Genomic DNA, 16,252 nt, shown 5'->3' with positions numbered 1-16,252 from the left:
GCGCGATGCCCGTTGCGGGCGTCGCGCTTTTTTGCGTGCGGCCTGTATCGCGTGGTGCCGAATCCGCGTCAACGCAGGCCCGTCGGCACCTGTCCGGGCAGCGAGCCGCCCGGAAAACCGGACAGGCTCGGCGCACTGGCCGGCCGCGCCGGCGCCGCCGGCGACGCTTCGTCAGCCGATGCGGCCATACCCGGTGCGAGGTAAAGAAACTTCCATTGCCGATAGGTTTCGAGGCCCTCGAAGTCCCTGTATCGATCCGGAAATCCGGCACGCTTGATCGGCGCGCCATCCGAGCTGCTGGATACGCCGTAGAACCGGTCGGCCCGCCACAGGAACGACCAGTCGTTCTTGCCGCTGACCGGATCCGGATATGCGCGGCGCAGATGATGCATGGGCGTGGCAAAGCGCGTATCGTCCAGCAGGTCGTCGACCGTTTGCGGATATACGCGCCCGACACGGTAGTACGCGACGATGGCCCTGCGGTACTGGTCGCCGACGAACAGCAGTTGCCGCTCCTGTTCGCGGCGCCGCTGCAGCGACCAGACGTCCAGCGCGCCGGCCAGCGCGATCGACATCAGCATCAGCGCGATCAGCAGCGCGAGCAGCACGAGCCCGCGCTGCCGCCCGCCGCGCAGGCGGGCATGCATCGCACGCGCGCGCGCGGCCCGGCCGGACCGGCTCATTTCACCGCCCCGGCCACGCCCGCCGTTGCCGCCGTTGCCGCCACGCCCGGCGGCGCGCCTTGCACACCGCTCGCGGGCCCCACGTCGTAGACGCCCGGCTTGGTCTCGTCCGGCGATGCGATCGTCGCCCATTTGTCGTCGCCGTTCACCGGATCGACCGGAACCGCCCGCAAGTAGTGCTTCGCGACCAGCTCGTCGAGCGTGTCGGGGTATTGCCCGTTGTCACCGTAATACTGGTCGATCGCATTGCGCATCACCGCGAGGTTCTGCCGCCGCACCTGTTCCTTCCCGCGCTCGATGCTGTGCATGTAGCGCGGCACGGCCAAGGTCAGAAGCAGCCCGATGATGGCCATCACGACCACGATTTCGATCAGCGTAAAGCCGCGGATCCTGCGCATGCGAGCGGGTTTCATGATGAACCGTCACCATTGTTTGTACGGAATGCCGTTGATGCCGACACGAGCGGATTTCGAGGTCACGTCGAACACGTCCTTGCCGGGCTCCATGGCGGCAGGAGCCGCGTCGGCCGACGGGTCCGGCGGCGTGCCGTACGCGCGCACATCCCAGGTGTCCTCGGCCGGCGTATCGGGATCGCCGGCGAAGAACGGATCGCGCGGCACGCGGCGCAGGAACGTCATCATGCCGCCCTTCGGGTCGCGGACGTTCTTCACGCCCGTCACGAGCACGGCCAGCGACGGCGGATAGCCGGACGCTTCCGCCTCCTTTTCGATCTGCCCCGCATCGCTCGCATCCTTGTACGCATCGAGCGCCGTGCGAATCTCGCGCAACGCGGCACTCAGTTCCTGCTCCTTCTGACGCTGCACGATCAGTTCGGAGAACGGCATGATCGCGAGCGCGAGGATCGACACGAGCGCGAGGGTGATGACCATCTCGATCAACGTGAAGCCGCGCCGGCCGACTCGGCCAATGCGAGGCGCTGCGCGGCGGGCGTTCACGGCTCACTTCCCGATCGGGCGAAGCGGGTTTTCGTTCGGGATATCGCCCGCCGGCATCTGCAGCGTCGGAGCGGGCGACGCCGGCGCGGCGGCCGGCGCATTGGCCGCCGCGGCCGCCTGCTCGGCCGGTGCCGGCGACGCAACCGGCGTCACGGTGGTGCCCGGCGCGGGCGCCACTTCATTGCCCGCCGGCGCGGCCGCCTGCGCCGCGCCGCCAGCCGGCTGCTCCGCCGCGGCGGTCCCGGCGGCCGGCGCGGGCAACGCCGGCTGTGGCCGCGCGAACCGCCCGCCGTACGGGTCGGGCGGCGGCGTCGTGCGCGGTGCGGCCGGCAGCTGCCCGAACGCGCCGCTCTGCGGCGATGGCTGCGCACGGTTCGCCGCGGCCTCCAGCGGCGACGGCGCCGCGCCGCCCGACGTCCCGCCGCCCACGCTGCCCGGAACGACCTTCGCCTCCGGCGCCGCGGGTGCCTTCGCCTCTGGCGCCGCCGGCGCCTTCGCGTCCGTCGCCGCGGGCGCCTCCGCATTCAGCGCCACCGGGTCGAGTCGCAGCTGGTCGGCATGCACGTTGACGTCGGTGCCCGACCACACTTCCTGCGTGTCCGCATCCGCCGCAACCTGCGGCCGGACGATATGCGGCGTGATCTGCAGCACGATCTCGGTCTTCTTGTGATCGCCGCCGTGATCCGAGAACAGGCGACCGAGCACCGGCAACTGGCCGAGACCCGGCACCTTGTTCGCGTTGCGGCGGTCCTCGTCCGAAATCAGGCCGCCCATGATCTGCGTTTCGCCGTCCCGAAGCCGCAGGCTGGTCGACGCGCTGCGCGTGCCGATCTGATACGCGAGCGAGCTCAGCCCCTGCGAGTTGCCGCTCGAGATCGTGTTGGTGATGTTGCTGACTTCGAGATTCAGCTTGATGCCGACGTCGCCGTCGCGATAAACCTGCGGCTCGACCTCGAGCTTGATGCCCACGTCGAGGTACTGGATCATCTGCGTAAATGACGGGCCGCTGGTGCTCGGCGTGCTCGAGCTCGAAATCACCGGCACCTTGTCGCCGATCATGATGCGCGCCTTCTCCTTGTTGCGCGCACGGATGCGCGGGCTCGCGAGCAGGTTCGCGTCGGTATCGGTCAGCTTGAAGTCCGCGGTGGCCGACAGGCCGCTCACGTTCAGCGCATTGATCGGCAGATGATGCAGCACGCCCCAGGTATCGGCCGAGCTCGGCGTCGACACCGTAAACGAGTTGGGCCAGTTGATGCCGAGTTGCGATATCCGGTCGTGCGATACCTCCAGCACCTCGACCTCGAGCATCACCTCCGGCTCCGGCAAGTCCTGGGCGGTGATCATTTCCTCGGCGACCTTGATCGTGTCCGGCGTGCCGCGGATCGTCACCGAGTTCGCGCGCTCGTCGATCACGGCCTCCTTCACCTTCAGCAGGCTCTTCAGCAGCGACTGGATCTGCTTCGCATCGACGTTCGACAGCTGGAACGTGCGCACCTTGAGCTCCTGGTATTCGAGCTCCTTGGCCGGCGTCGCCGGGTAGATGAACAGCGTGTTCGCATTCATCTGCTTCTTGTCGAGCTGGTTCTGCAACAGGATCATGTCGACCGTGTCCTGCAGCGACGCGTTCTGCACGAAGATCGTCGTCTTCAGGTCGGCGCGCACGTCGCGATCGAAAATGACGTTCAGCCCGGACGTGCGCGACAAGGCCTCGAACACCATCCGCACGTTCGCGTCGCGGAACTGCAGCGATACCGGCGTGCGCATGATCGACGACGCCGCGAGCTTGTCGTCGCGGTCCGCGTGTTGCTGGCGGCGCTTTTCGTCGAGTTCCGCCTGCATCCGCATCGCCATCGCATTGGCCGGATCCTCGACCAGCACGCGATGCACGCGTTCGGCGGCCTGCGCGTACGAACCGCGCTTCATCATGCGGTCCGCTTCCTGCAGGATCGCGAGATGCTTGCGGTCCTGGTCGATCATCGCGCCGATCCGGCGCGCGCGCTCGCTGGTCGGATCGAGCTGCTTCGCCATGTAGACGGAGCGCGCCGCGTCGTCGAATTCGTTCTGCTGACGAAACGCGTCCGCGTTGTCGAGCAGCTGGCCGACCGCGTCGTTGCGCTCGTGCAAGGCGTCGATCTTCACCTGCGCGTTGGTCGGATCGTCCTGAAGGTTCGGCACATGCGCGCAACCACCGCATGCGAGCAGCGCCACGGCGATCGCCAGCGCGCGTTGCGTCGCGCAGCGGGGCGCCGGTGCGGGTCGCGCACCGGCCGGGGTGACGGCGCAAAGGCGTGTCGACGGGCCGCCGTCCCCGTTGCGGCGCACATCCCGTGTCAGTACGGTTTCCATTTACTTTCCTTCCACTGAAATGGGCACCATCTGGATCTGGTTCAGCGGCAGATAGGTGAGCACCACGTTCGACTCGGACACCGACTCGACGCGATACTGGCTGTCGATCACATCGCCCGGCGAAACGATCAGCAACTGGTCTCCGTTGCCGAGAAACACTTGCGGCTTCGCCGACTTGGCATCCTGCTGGCCGAGATAGATGAACGGCACCGGCGGCGCGGTCGGCGGCGCCGGACGCGTTTCGGGCGGCGGCGGCTCGACGGGCGGCGGCGGCAGCCATGACGACGCCGTGAAGGGATCATGCGCAGCTTCGACGGACACGGGCGCACGCAATGCGGCGAGCTGTTCCCGCGCGGCCGCCGCCGCGTCATGCGGCGCGGGTACGTCATGCGCCGCGGGCAACGACGCGGGCGCAGGCGCCGCGGCATGCGAAGCCGCCGCAAGGCCTGCGCGTGCGCGTGCCGGCGCCGGCGCCACGCGCGCACCGTCGCGATGGACGATGCCGCTTGCAGCGGCCGGAGCCGGCTGCTGCATCGCCGCCACCAGCACGCGATATCCGGTACCGGCGACGACGAGGCAGCCCAGCACGAGCACGAGTCGATTGCGCGACGCGGGTTTCATGACGGCGGAGATCATGGCTGGGCGCTCCGATAGACGAGTTCGAAACGAACCCGCGCGTCGAGAATGCTGCTGCCCACCGCCGGACGCTCGACGTGGATTTCCTGCAGCGCCGCGTTCGGCACGTGGTTCAGCACCGACGCGAGAAAATGCCGGATCGCGCCGTACTGATCCTTCACGGGCAGCAGCACCTGGTAGCGCGTGAAGCGCGCCCCCGACTCGGTCGTCATCTGGTACTCGGCGGAGCCGAGCGCCAGATGGCTGTCGCGCGCCTGCTCGAAGATCGACGCGATGTCGTCCGCGCTTTGCGAAAAGCGCGGAAAGAGCGCCGGCAACGTGTCGAGCGTCGTCGCGTCCGCCGCCGTGCCGCGCACGTCGGCCGGACGATGGCCGCGTGCGGCGCGCACGACGCCCGCCGGCGCCTGCATCGCGCGCGTGTCGGCCTCCACGCCGGCGAGCGCCGCATACGTGATGCCCGCGGCACCGAGCATCAGGATCCCGGCGAGCCCCGGCAGGCCGAATGCACGGCGCCACGCGAACCGAAGCGTGAGCAGGCGGTCCGCGAAACGATCGGCTTTCATGATTTCCTCCAGACGGCCGTGATCTGGAAACGCACCGGCTTTCCCGCCACGTTCTCCTCGACGAGGTGGCCGTTGAGCGTCGCCTCGCGCAGCACGTCGCTCGTCTGCAAGTACTTCAGGTACGCGATCATCGCGTCCGGGTCCTTCGCTTCGGCCGTGATGCGAATCTGGCCCTGTGCCGGGTTCTGGTCGATGCCGATCAGTGCGACGTCATGGCCCGGATAGTCTTCGACGATCGAGAAGAGCGTCTGCCACGGCACGGTCAGTTCGCGCAGCACGGCCTGGCTCTGCTTTTCCGCGAGCCGCGCGGCCGCGCTCGGCGGCGGCTTCACGACGTGTTGCTGCGCGAACGTGCGATGCTGGACGACCGCCAGCGCATCCCGGATGCGATCGTTCTCCGCATACGCGTGCCAGAGCCGGACGGCGCACGCGCCCCACAGCAGCGCGGCGACGCCGAGCAGGATCGCGCCGCTTACGCCGATACGGGCGCGGCGCCGGCAAAAATCGATGTCGAGCGTGCGGCTCATGATGCGTACTCCAGCAACCGGCGCGCAGGTGAACCGTCGAGCGCCGCGCGGCCCGGCAGCACGGCCGCGGCAAAACGCGCCTCGAACGGCGCGGCATCCGTGTCGACGCCGCACAGATAGACCTTGCAGTCGTCGCGCGTCAGGCCCGTGCGCGTCGCCGAGCGTTCGAACAGCTGCTCGGCGAGTTCGGCGAGCCTCGACGCATCGCCGGACTCGCCCGGAAAGAGGCGCTGCGCGTCGTACGCGGTCCACTCGCCGCGCTCGATCATGACCGCCTGCAGCAACGCCTCGCCGACGACGAGCAGCATCGCGTCGCCGTCCGGCTTCACCGCGACCCGATCGAGCGTCTCCGGAAGCCCCGCGCGCAGGCAGCGGATGCGGACGTCGCCGGCTGCGCCCGTCCCGAGAATGCCGTCGTACAGCGTGCGCGGCAGCGCGCTGGCAAAGAGCACACGGCCACCGCGCCGCACGTCGAAGCGCGTGACCAGCGACTCGGCGGCGACCCCGTAGGTGTCGGAGAAATGCGCGAGCGCGATGTCCTCGAGCTCGCGCGCGTGCAGCGCGCGGAAGTCGCCGCGCAGGATCGCATGGCAACACCAGAAATCGTCGAGCACGATGTGCGCGCCGCGCGCGGGCGACCGCTTCGCGTTGCCGTCGCTGCCGGCTGTCGTGGCCGTCGCGGCCAGCGCGGCAGCCAGCGCGTCGAGCACCCCCGTCTCGCTTCCGAACCGTTCGTCGGGGATGACGACGCTGAGCGGATCGGCGGCGAACCCGCGCCGGCCCGGCCGCCACAGTGCGCGCGGGCGGACGCCGACGACGATCTCGCGCGTGCCGACGCCGATCGCGAGCCGATCATTCGACCATGGTGACACGATTGATCTCCTCGAGCGTCGTTTCGCCGCGCCTCACCAGGTCGATCGCCGATGCGCGCAACGTCGTCATGCCGTAGCGCAGCGCCGCCGCCTTGATGTGCCCGAGCGGCGCGCGCTCCGACAGCAGTTGCCGCAATTCGTCGTTCATGCGCAGCGCTTCCGCGATCGCTCGCCGGCCGCGATAGCCGCTGCCGCGGCACATCGCGCACCCGGTGCCGCGGCGAAACAGGTAGCTGCCGGCCGTGTCCGGGTCGATGCCCGAGCGGGCGAGCACGTCCGCGTCGACCGTGTCCTCGTCCAGGCAGTCCGGACAGCACTGGCGCAGCAGCCGCTGCGCGATCACGCCGTTCAGCGCCGATACGAAGCTGTACGGATCGACCTCCATGTTCGTGAAACGGCCGATCACGTCGAACACGTTGTTCGCATGCACGGTGGTGAACACCTGGTGACCGGTCAGCGCGGCCTGCACGGCGATCTGCGCGGTTTCGGGATCGCGGATTTCGCCGACCATGATCTTGTCCGGATCGTGCCGCAGGATCGACCGCAAGCCGCGCGCGAACGTCAGGCCCTTCGCCTCGTTGACCGGTATCTGCAGGATCTCGCCGAGCTGGTATTCGACCGGATCCTCGATCGTCACGATCTTCTCGAGCCCGTTGTTGATTTCGGTGAGGATTGCATAAAGCGTCGTGGTCTTGCCGCTGCCGGTCGGGCCCGTGACGAGCAGCATCCCGTACGGCATCGACGCGACCGACCGCATGAAGCGCGTGTCGGCGGGCTGGAACCCCAGCGCCTCGAGCGTCAGGCCGCCCGACGCCTGGGACAGCTGGTAGCGGTCGAGAATCCGCAACACCGCGTCCTCGCCGAACTGGTTCGGCATGATCGATACGCGAAAATCGATCTCGCGTCCAGCGTACATCGCCTTGAAGCGCCCGTCCTGCGGAATGCGGCGCTCCGCGATATCGAGCTCGGAGATCACCTTCACGCGCGACAGCACCTGGTCCGCGACGTCGCGGCCCTCGACGCGCCCCACCACCGTCAGCACGCCATCGACCCGGCACTTGATCATCAAGCCGTTCGCCCGGCATTCGAGGTGGATGTCGCTCGCCAGCATCTTGAGCGCGTCGTAGATCGTCGAATTGAGCAGACGCACCACCGGGCTGTCGTCGCTGCTGATGCCCTGCAGCGTCAACGCGAGCGACGCCGGATCGGGCGCACTCTGGATCGGATCGTCGAACGCGAGCGAATCCATCGCGCGGATGTCCTTCTCCCGCACGGCGAGATAGGCGCCCAGGTCGCCCGCGCTCGCGAGCGCCCATCCGTACGGCAGCGCCGGGTGCGCACGCATCCGGTGCTCGATCCAGCCGCGCGTGCGGGCATCGAGCGGATCGGCGATCGCGAACAGCAGCGCGCCGCAGTCGGGATCGCGCAGGCACACGCAAAGCCGCGCGGTTGCCTCGACGAACGGCACCAGCTCGAAATCCGGCTCCAGGCGGTTCAGTTCGCGCATGCCGATCGGCTTCATCCGGAATTGCGACGCGAGCCGCTCGCGCATCTCGTCCGCGCCCAGCGCCGTCTGCGCCGTCAAGGCCTCGAGCGCGCGCAGGCCCGAACCGTGCCGCTCGCCGAGCGTGCGCAGCAGGTCGCGCAGTTCGGCGTCCGCGTCGGGCGGGTTGTCGGGGGAGGATGTGAGGGTGTCCACGCGCGTCTCCGGGGCGGCTACTGAATGCTCGACGCGATCTCGAAGATCGGCATGTACATCAACACGACGATGCCGCCGATCACCACGCCGATCACGATCATCATCATGGGTTCGATCAGCCGCGAAATCAGGTCGATCGTGCGCGACACCTGCGCTTCCTGAAACGCGGCGATCCGGTCGAGGACGGGCCCGAGCCCGCCGGTCTTCTCGGCCACCGTCAGCAGCCGGTAGCCGATCGCATTCGCGAGACCGGCCTGCTGGAACGCGTCGGACATCTTCGCGCCGTTGCGGACCTGCTGCAGCGCGCGCGCCAGCGCGGCCTGGTCCGCGCGGCCGACGAGGCCGCGTGCGAGATCGAACGCGCGAATGGCGGGAATGCCGCCGTCGACCAGCATCGCCGTCGTGCGATAGAACTGCGACTGGCGAAACACGCGGAAGTGTTGCCCGATGCCGGGCAGCGCCAGCAGCCGATCCGCGAGCCAGATGCGCAGCGCCGGCCGCCGCAGCGCGACACCGGCGGCCACCGCCAGCACCGCGAGGCCGCCGGCCAGCTCGGTGCCGTGCGCGTGCACCATGCCGCCCCACGCCATCAGCAGCCGCGACATCAGCGGCAGCTCGCGTCCGCTGTGTTCGAGCAGCGTCGCGAAGCGCGGCACCACGAAGCCGAGCAGGAACAGCACGACGGCCGCACCGACGAACAGCAGCACCGTCGGGTAGATCGCCGCCGACACGACCCGCGCGCGCAACTCGCGCAGCGTCGCGCTGTTGTGCGAATAGCGCGTCAGGCTGTCGGCCAGGCCGCCGGTCTGCTCGCTCGCCTTCACGCAGGCCACCAGCACCGGCGGAAAGATCGGGCTCGCATGCTCGAGCGCGGCCGACAGCGACTGCCCTTCCTCGAGCTGCCGCAGCAGGTCGCGGCACACCTGCGCGGACGCCTCGCGCCGCGCGTTGCCACCGAGCGTGCGCAACGCGTCGACGAGACCGACACCCGCATCGAGCAGCGCCGCCAGCTCGCGCGCGAACATGTCGACGTCGAACCGCGCACGCGGCATGCCGAGCCGGTTCGCGCCGCGCCGCTGCCGCCCGGCGTCCGTGCTGACCGATACGACGCGAAGGCCGCGCGCACGCGCGAGCGAGGCCGCGTTCGCCGGCGAATCGCTGTCGATGCGAAGCGTCTGCACCGAGCCGCTCGTATCGAATACATGCAGCACGAATTTCACGTCGAGCCTCCTTGCGAGCTGCTCACGACGCGCGCCGCGACCGCGGCCATGCGCCCCTACCACGACGAGATCGTCACGTTCTCGCCGGTACCGCCGCCGCGCCCGTCCTTGCCGAGCGAGAACAGGTCGTAGTCGCCGTGTTCGCCCGGTGAACGATACTGATAGGGCCGGTCCCACGGATCCACCGGGACGGCCTTCTGCAGATAGGGACCGCTCCACCGCGATGCGCTTTGCGGCTTGTTCACGAGCGCATCGAGCCCCTCCTCGGTCGTCGGATAGGTACCGACGTCGAGCCGGTATTGATCCAGCGCCTGGCCGAGCGACACGATCTGCGCACGCGCGATCTTGACGTTGGACTTGCCGACCTGTTCGAAATACCGTGGCGCCACGAGCCCTGCCAGCAATCCGATGATGACCATCACGACGAGCAGCTCGAGCAGCGTGAAGCCGCGACTCGCACACGCGCGGCACACGCGTCGCTCGTCACGCTGCCGCCGGCCCGGCCCGTCGGCCGGGATCGAGAACGATTCGTGGCTCACGGCTGCCTCCCTGTATCGACCCGCGGCACCGGCGCCGCCGATGCCGTTGATTGCATTCTTGTTCACGCCGGTACGGGTCAGAAGTAGGGAGTGCCGTCCATCCCCATGGGTAAATCCCCCCCTGTTGGGCCCTGCCCGAATGGAGGGGATTTACACACGGTCGTCGTCGTTCAGCGCGAGCACGCCGACGTCGATCGCGAAGTGAACGAGGCCGGTCAGGTTCACGACGCCGAGCTTGCGCATGAGATTGGCGCGGTGCTTGTCCACCGTTTTCGGACTGACCTTCAGGCACTCGCCGACCTGCCGGCTCGTGTGCCCCTCGACGACGAGGCGCAACACCGTGCGCTCGCGATTCGTCAGCGCATTCCACAATCGCGCCCGGTGCGCGTTCGCGTCGTGCAGCCCGCGCAGGCCGGCGCGGGCGCGATAGGCGTCGAGGCTGACGACGCACTTGCCCTGCATCACGAAGCGCATCTCGCGCACCAGGTCGGCGAACGGCGAATCCTTGACCACGTAGCCGTCCGCGCCGGCGGCAAACGCTTCCCTGACGTTGTCTTCGCTGCGATGAACCGTGAGGACGATGATCCGCGCATGCGGCACGTCGCGCTTGATCGTCGCGATCGCTTCGAAGCCGCTGCCGCCCGGCATGGACAGATCCATCAGGATCAGGTCGGGCCGCGTCTTCTCGGCGAGACGGCAGGCCTCGACCCCGCCGCTCGCCGCGCCGACGATGCAGTAGTCGGCCAGCTCGGATACCAGGTGACTCAGGCCGACCCGCAACAGATGCTGATCCTCGACGATCAGCACACGGTGCTTGTTGTCCAATTTCGACGCTCCTTTCAGAGACGCGATACCTGGTTGGACGCGACGACGTCGCGATAGGCCGCGAGCAGCTCGGTCGGCGTCGCGAAGCCGTCGATACGCAGCCACGGCTGGCCCGGCGCGGCCCGCACGAACGTCACCGGCGTGTGGTTCATCTTGTCGCCGCGATACACGTTGAACGCGCGTTGCGCGGCGACGCTCGCATCGACGGTACCGGTGTAGTGCTGCCATTCGGGGCCGGCTTCGAAGCGTGCCGCGTAGGTCCTGAGCCGCTCGGGCGTGTCCGCCTCCGGATCGATCGAGATCGACATGATGTGCACCTTGTCGCGGTCGGCGCCGAGTTCGCCCTGCAGCTGCTCGAGCGTCTGGCTGATCATCGGGCAGATGGTCGTGCAACTGGTGTAGATGAATGTCAGGATCACCGGCCGGCCGTCGTCCAGTTCCTTGGCCAGCGAGACGGTCCGGCCGTCGTCGCGCACGAGCTGGACCGACGGCTCGGCATACTGGACCATCGTGTGCACGGTGCCGGGCATCACGGCGTGATGATGCATGTGCATGCCGGCGGCTCCGGTCGCGCCGTCGGTCATCTGCGAGGCGGCCTTGTCCGCCGGTTTTGCGGCGGGTGCGGGCGCGGCGGGGCTATCGTTGGCGGGCGCCGCGGCGGGCTGCGTCATGGGCTCGGTAGCGGGCTCCGTCGCCTGCTCCGCGGCGGGCTGCATCGCGGGCTCGTTGGCCGGCTCCATCGCATGCCCTGCGGCGGGCTGCATCGCGGGTTCGGTGGCGGGCTCCATCGCGTGCTCCGCGGCGTGCGTCGCCGCGCTGTCGGCGGTGTTTCCGGCTGGATCTTCGCCACCGTTCTGCATGGTCATTCCCGTCATGCTCTCGACGGCATCCGGCGCACCATTCTCCGTGACGCTCGTGCTCGCGGCAGCGTTTTCCGCGGCCGCACCGCCGGCGTTCTCGATCGCGCTGCCATCGGGCGCACACCACGCGGGCGTCGCGGCAAGCGCAACGCCCGCGACCACGAGTGCGCCCATCGTCGATCTTCCGATCCTGTTCATACCAGCCTCCCTGAGACGCGCCCAGGCAGCGGACAATTCCGTGCCCCGCCACTGAAGTGTCATGAATCCGGTCGCGAGCGTCATGGGATGACGCCCCCCAAAGGCCGGTAGGACATGCCCGCTTGGCGGGATTTCCCGTTGCATACGGAAGGTATTTCCCCAAGACTTACGCGCGAAATCCCCATGTTGCGGGCCGAGTCGGTCACGTCCTAGAATGATCGAAACCTTACGGTTTCCTGAAAACTGCGCTTCGGGAGATACCATGACTGAACGCCAGCCGGAAGGACCACGGATCAGGCTGCTCGATCTGATCGATGCGATGCGCAAGCTGCGCAGCGCGGTGCGTCCCGATGATCGCCGCAGTGCTGTCGTCACCGATGCGCGTGGAGCGGCGCTCGCCATTCTCGCCGACGACGGCACCTTCGTATCGGTCAATCGCAGTGCCGCGGCGGTGTTCGGCTACACGGCCGCCGAACTCGTCGGCCGGCATCTGTCCGACCTGGCGCCCGACGACGCCCACGCCGAGCTGGCGGGCGAGCTGTCCACGAGCGCCGCCCTTCAGCAGCATTCGTTCACTGCAATGCTCAGCGGGCGAAGCGGCCATCCCGCGCGATTCGTCGTACATCAGCAGTCACTTCCCGACACGCACCTGTCGCTGACGCTGTTCGAGGAACCGTCGACGCCCGAGCCCGAACGGCGCGGCGCCGCGGCGAACGATGCGGGCGTGCATGCCTGCAACACCTATCTCCTGATGGGCCAGCAGAAGGAACGGCATCGGCTTGCCGCGGAATTGCACGACGGGCTCGGCCAGGCGCTGACGCTCATCAAGCTGATGAACGAGGACGCGCTCATGCGCATTCGCCGCGGCGAGATCGCCGACGCGACGACGCTGCTCGACGACGCCGTGCTGCGCATTCGCGAGACGATCGGCGAAGTCCGCCAGATCTGCGGCGAACTGAGGCCGCCGATACTCGACAAGCTCGGACTGCCGGCCGCGCTCGCTTCGCTGTGCCGGCGCATCGAGCGCGACGCGGACCCGCTGTCGGTGGAGTTCAATTGCGACGTCGACGACGACGACATACCGGATCATCTGAAGGCCGACGCGTTCAGAGTCGCGCAGGAGGCACTCCACAACATCGTCAAGCATGCACAGGCCACCGAGATCGTGCTCAGCCTGCAACACGATGCCGGCCGCCTGATGCTGACGATCGACGACGACGGCGTCGGCTACGAACGTCGCCCGCTTTCGACGGACGACGCGCGCACGGCCGGGCTCGGCCTGATCGGCATGCAGCACCGCATCGAGGCGCACGGCGGCACGTTTGCGATCCAGTCGTCCGCCGCGACGGGCACGCGCGTCTCGGCAACCTGGCCGCTCTGACGCGCAGCCGCGCTCAGCCCTTCACGCCGCCCGCCGGATAGTCGTCCAGCCGCGCGACGGCGCCTGCCGCCTGCACGCCGTCGGCGACTGCGTGCGTCGACACCTCGTCCACGTTCGGCTCCGCGCATTTCGCCGCGAGTGTCGTCAACAGACCCATGTTCATCGCGACGAGCACCAGCTCCGTCAGATTCGCGAGATGGAGCTTGTGCATCATGCTCGCCCGGTACTTCTCGATCGTCTTCGGGCTCAGGTTCAGGTACTGACCGACCTGCCGGTTGGTGCGTCCTTCCGCGATCAGTTTCAGCACGCTGCGTTCGCGTGCGGTCAGGATGTCCCACGCCTTTTTCGGCGCGGGCATTTCGCGACCGCTGACGAACGAGTCGACCATGTAGCCGTACACGTCGGCACTCAGGTGCTTCTTCCCCTGCATGACCATGCGCATCGCGAGCAGCAATTCGTCGAACGAAACGTCCTTGAGCACGTAGCCGTCGACACCCGCGCGCAGCGCCTCGCGCACATACTCTTCGCTCTGGTGCACCGTGAGCGCGACGATCCGGACGGACGGCGTTCGACGCTTGATCGTCGCGCTCGCATCGATGCCGTTCATCCCGCGCATCGACAGATCCATCAGGATCAGGTCCGGCGCGAGCGTCATTGCCTGATGGCATGCCTCCTTGCCGTCCCGCGCTTCGCCGACGACTTCGTAATCGCCTTGTGCGCAAAGCATCGACCGGAGCCCGTTTCTCAGCAGATCGTGATCTTCTGCAATTATCACGCGATATTTAGTATTCACGACTTCCCCCAAGTGTTCCCGCGCTTGCACCCCCGTTGGACATCGATGCCTCGGTTGCACGGTGCCGGACGCCCTTTCTGATGATTTCCTCGGTCCGGTCTGGTGGCCCGCCTCGCGAGCGATTGGCCACGCTCCTCGTCCGAGCAAGGATCGCGCCACCGCGCCGCGCGCGAGCGCCCGCGCCGGGCATGCATCTGCGGAAACGTCGTGCGACGACGGGAATGTTTCAGGCGTGAATCGTTTCGGGGTGGTGCGTCGCATCAGTAAGACTACGGATGGCGGGACTATCCGATCGCTTTCGCCGCGCGAGAAATGATTTCTTCTGCAACCACGGTTGCATCGAGCAGAAAACAACTGTTCCGCGTAAGGATCGTCAACTTCGCCGGATTACCGGATCCTACCGGTGATTCCTTGTGTAACAGTTTTGCACCGCCACCGCGGCAGCGTCTCCGCCGGCATCGAATTGTAGGAGGATGCCCCATTGTCGATGCGATCAACCGACCGCGAAAATGCAGATGCAGGAGACCTGAAAGATGCACTGCCAACCTTCGTCCGGATTACGAAAGACCATCGTCGTCGCCGCATGCGCGGGAATCGGCTCGGCATGGTCGTGCGCCGCTCACGCGCAGATATTCGGCATGGTGGCGAAGAACGGGGTCATCGTCCTGACCAACGTGCCCACCACGGTCAATCTGAAAGTGATCGTCGCGGCCGCGAGGCCAGCCGCCAGGCCGGCCGCTTCCACGACGAAGCGTGTCGCGCCGAAACACGTCGTCGCGTCGTCGTTCGAGGACGTGATCGCCGAAGCGAGCCGGTCGTTCAACGTTCCGCCCGAACTCCTTCGCGCCGTGATCGACGTCGAATCGGGATACAACCCGAAGGCGGTATCGGACAAGGGCGCGCTCGGGCTCATGCAACTGATGCCGGAAACGGCCCGGCGCTTCTCGGGCGGCGACATGTTCGATCCGCGCGCCAACGTGCTGACCGGCGCACGGTATCTGCGCTTCCTGCTCAACCTGTTCAAGGAAAACGTCGAGCTCACGCTCGCTGCGTACAACGCCGGAGAGAATGCGGTGATTCGGGCCGGGTATCGCATCCCGGCGATGCCGCAGACGCGCGAGTACGTGCCGCGCGTGCTCGCGCGCTACAAGCGGCTGCTCGCCGCGAATTGAAAAACGCGGAAAAACGCGAAACACGCGCGACCCGCGGCAGCCTGCGCGCGGCAATGCTGCCGGCATCGCGCGCACGGCGCGTTGCCGGGCGCCATGAAGCGATGGCGTCCGGCAACGGGTAGCGCCGTAGCGGCCGGCATTCGGCCCGCCCCGCCACTCATGGAAATGCCGGGACAGTCGGATCCTCTCCCTGCAGATGCGCATCCCTATGGTGAAGCCTGATCGCGTCTTCGATCTCGCGAACGCGGTCGGTCGGCACGTCGATCATCATCAGCAGCTCGCCATGCTCGATGCCCTCCTCGAAACGCTTCAGGCGCGTGCTCGGCATGTCGATGCCGATCATCGTCGCCACCCATGCGCCGAAGGCCGCGCCGAACAGCGTGATCGCCACGACGATGCCGCCGCCGATCGGCAAACCCGCGGGCTGGACCAGCATCAGGATCAGCCCCATCAGCATGCCGGTCGCGGAGCCGACCGCGGTGCCGCGCGCGAGCGACGGCAGCAGGTCGCTGCGTTGCACCAGCGTGGCTTCCGGCAAGTCGTCGCGCCAGACATCGTGATTCGCGAGGCAATGGATATGTCGCCACTCGATTCGCAGCGACAGCAGCTCGCCGACGATCGACCGCGCGCATTGCGCCGTCGGCAACAGAAAATAGACGCGTCTCATGGCAGCTCCTCCTGCGTCGCATCCGGAATGCGGCGATGCTCGTTCGGACATTCTGGTCCGGCACGCCCGCGGCGGGTAGGGGTAATGCTCGCCGAAGTGCATGGGTAGAACACGGTAGGAAACGCCCAGCATGCTTCAGAGTTGCCCGTAGCTGTGCAGCCCCGACAGGAACATGTTGACGCCGAGGAATGCGAATGTCGTCACGCTCAGGCCGGTGAGCGCCCACCAAGCGGCAACCGCGCCGCGCAGGCCCTTCATCAGGCGCATGTGCAGCCAGGCCGCGTAGTTGAGCCACACGATCAGCGCCCAGGTTTC

18 protein-coding genes are annotated in these 16,252 nt (G+C 67.7%); 2 read left to right on the top strand and 16 right to left on the bottom strand.

The window, feature by feature from the left end:
- Positions 1–68 precede the first annotated feature (68 nt).
- The 13 genes from DIE12_RS16655 to DIE12_RS16595 form a co-directional block, all read right to left on the bottom strand.
- Positions 69–683: a type II secretion system protein gene (locus DIE12_RS16655; RefSeq protein ID WP_082088716.1), complete on the bottom strand. Its 615-nt coding sequence runs from the start codon at positions 681–683 to the stop codon at positions 69–71.
- Positions 680–1,096 carry a type IV pilin protein gene (locus DIE12_RS16650; RefSeq protein WP_124487515.1) on the bottom strand — a complete coding sequence of 139 codons (417 nt, stop codon included), beginning with the start codon at positions 1,094–1,096 and terminating at the stop codon, positions 680–682. The genes DIE12_RS16655 and DIE12_RS16650 overlap by 4 nt, the downstream gene beginning before the upstream one ends.
- 9 nt (positions 1,097–1,105) lie before the next feature.
- Positions 1,106–1,639 (bottom strand): type II secretion system protein, encoded by a 534-nt coding sequence (locus DIE12_RS16645; protein WP_124487514.1) that lies wholly within the window; start codon positions 1,637–1,639, stop codon positions 1,106–1,108.
- Between the two features lie 3 nt (positions 1,640–1,642).
- On the bottom strand, positions 1,643–3,985 hold the full coding sequence (locus DIE12_RS16640) for a type IV pilus secretin PilQ (protein WP_124487513.1): 2,343 nt from the start codon (positions 3,983–3,985) through the stop codon (positions 1,643–1,645).
- A complete protein-coding gene (locus DIE12_RS16635) occupies positions 3,986–4,621 on the bottom strand; it encodes a hypothetical protein (protein WP_124487512.1) in 636 nt (211 codons plus the stop codon).
- Entirely contained in the window at positions 4,618–5,184 is a 567-nt protein-coding gene (locus tag DIE12_RS16630; protein WP_124487511.1) for a hypothetical protein, read from the bottom strand. The genes DIE12_RS16635 and DIE12_RS16630 overlap by 4 nt, the downstream gene beginning before the upstream one ends.
- Positions 5,181–5,711 (bottom strand): hypothetical protein, encoded by a 531-nt coding sequence (locus DIE12_RS16625; protein ID WP_124487510.1) that lies wholly within the window; start codon positions 5,709–5,711, stop codon positions 5,181–5,183. The genes DIE12_RS16630 and DIE12_RS16625 overlap by 4 nt, the downstream gene beginning before the upstream one ends.
- On the bottom strand, positions 5,708–6,583 hold the full coding sequence (locus DIE12_RS16620; protein ID WP_124487509.1) for a hypothetical protein: 876 nt from the start codon (positions 6,581–6,583) through the stop codon (positions 5,708–5,710). Before DIE12_RS16620 ends, DIE12_RS16625 begins: the two co-directional genes overlap by 4 nt.
- Positions 6,564–8,282 (bottom strand): GspE/PulE family protein, encoded by a 1,719-nt coding sequence (locus DIE12_RS16615; RefSeq protein ID WP_124487508.1) that lies wholly within the window; start codon positions 8,280–8,282, stop codon positions 6,564–6,566. The genes DIE12_RS16620 and DIE12_RS16615 overlap by 20 nt, the downstream gene beginning before the upstream one ends.
- 17 nt (positions 8,283–8,299) lie before the next feature.
- The gene (locus DIE12_RS16610) at positions 8,300–9,502 is read right to left on the bottom strand and encodes a type II secretion system F family protein (protein ID WP_124487507.1); all 1,203 of its coding nucleotides are present in this window, start codon (positions 9,500–9,502) and stop codon (positions 8,300–8,302) included.
- Positions 9,503–9,558: 56 nt separating this feature from the next.
- Entirely contained in the window at positions 9,559–9,975 is a 417-nt protein-coding gene (gspG, locus tag DIE12_RS16605) for a type II secretion system major pseudopilin GspG (protein WP_257776050.1), read from the bottom strand.
- Between the two features lie 216 nt (positions 9,976–10,191).
- A complete protein-coding gene (locus DIE12_RS16600) occupies positions 10,192–10,866 on the bottom strand; it encodes a response regulator transcription factor (protein ID WP_124487506.1) in 675 nt (224 codons plus the stop codon).
- 14 nt (positions 10,867–10,880) lie between these two features.
- Positions 10,881–11,537, bottom strand: a complete 657-nt coding sequence (locus tag DIE12_RS16595; RefSeq protein WP_409333455.1) for an SCO family protein — start codon at positions 11,535–11,537, stop codon at positions 10,881–10,883.
- 649 nt (positions 11,538–12,186) lie between these two features.
- On the opposite strand from DIE12_RS16595, the gene DIE12_RS16590 reads away from it, so the two are divergent.
- Positions 12,187–13,305, top strand: a complete 1,119-nt coding sequence (locus tag DIE12_RS16590) for an ATP-binding protein (RefSeq protein ID WP_124487505.1) — start codon at positions 12,187–12,189, stop codon at positions 13,303–13,305.
- A gap of 13 nt (positions 13,306–13,318) precedes the next feature.
- On the opposite strand, the gene DIE12_RS16585 is transcribed toward DIE12_RS16590, so the two are convergent.
- Positions 13,319–14,098: a response regulator transcription factor gene (locus DIE12_RS16585; RefSeq protein ID WP_044849151.1), complete on the bottom strand. Its 780-nt coding sequence runs from the start codon at positions 14,096–14,098 to the stop codon at positions 13,319–13,321.
- A gap of 533 nt (positions 14,099–14,631) precedes the next feature.
- On the opposite strand from DIE12_RS16585, the gene DIE12_RS16580 reads away from it, so the two are divergent.
- Positions 14,632–15,270 carry a lytic transglycosylase domain-containing protein gene (locus tag DIE12_RS16580; RefSeq protein WP_124487504.1) on the top strand — a complete coding sequence of 213 codons (639 nt, stop codon included), beginning with the start codon at positions 14,632–14,634 and terminating at the stop codon, positions 15,268–15,270.
- A 157-nt stretch (positions 15,271–15,427) separates the two neighbouring features.
- On the opposite strand, the gene DIE12_RS16575 is transcribed toward DIE12_RS16580, so the two are convergent.
- Complete coding sequence (locus DIE12_RS16575; RefSeq protein ID WP_124487624.1) at positions 15,428–15,937, bottom strand: DUF1269 domain-containing protein; 510 nt, start codon at positions 15,935–15,937, stop codon at positions 15,428–15,430.
- 135 nt (positions 15,938–16,072) lie between these two features.
- Positions 16,073–16,252 (bottom strand): cytochrome c biogenesis protein CcsA (gene ccsA / locus DIE12_RS16570; RefSeq protein WP_185500368.1); only part of this gene is annotated, 180 nt, incomplete at its 5' end.

The sequence above is a fragment of the Burkholderia sp. Bp9015 genome (assembly GCF_003853505.1).
GTDB lineage: Bacteria > Pseudomonadota > Gammaproteobacteria > Burkholderiales > Burkholderiaceae > Burkholderia.
This window is presented reverse-complemented; position numbering and strand designations above follow the sequence as displayed.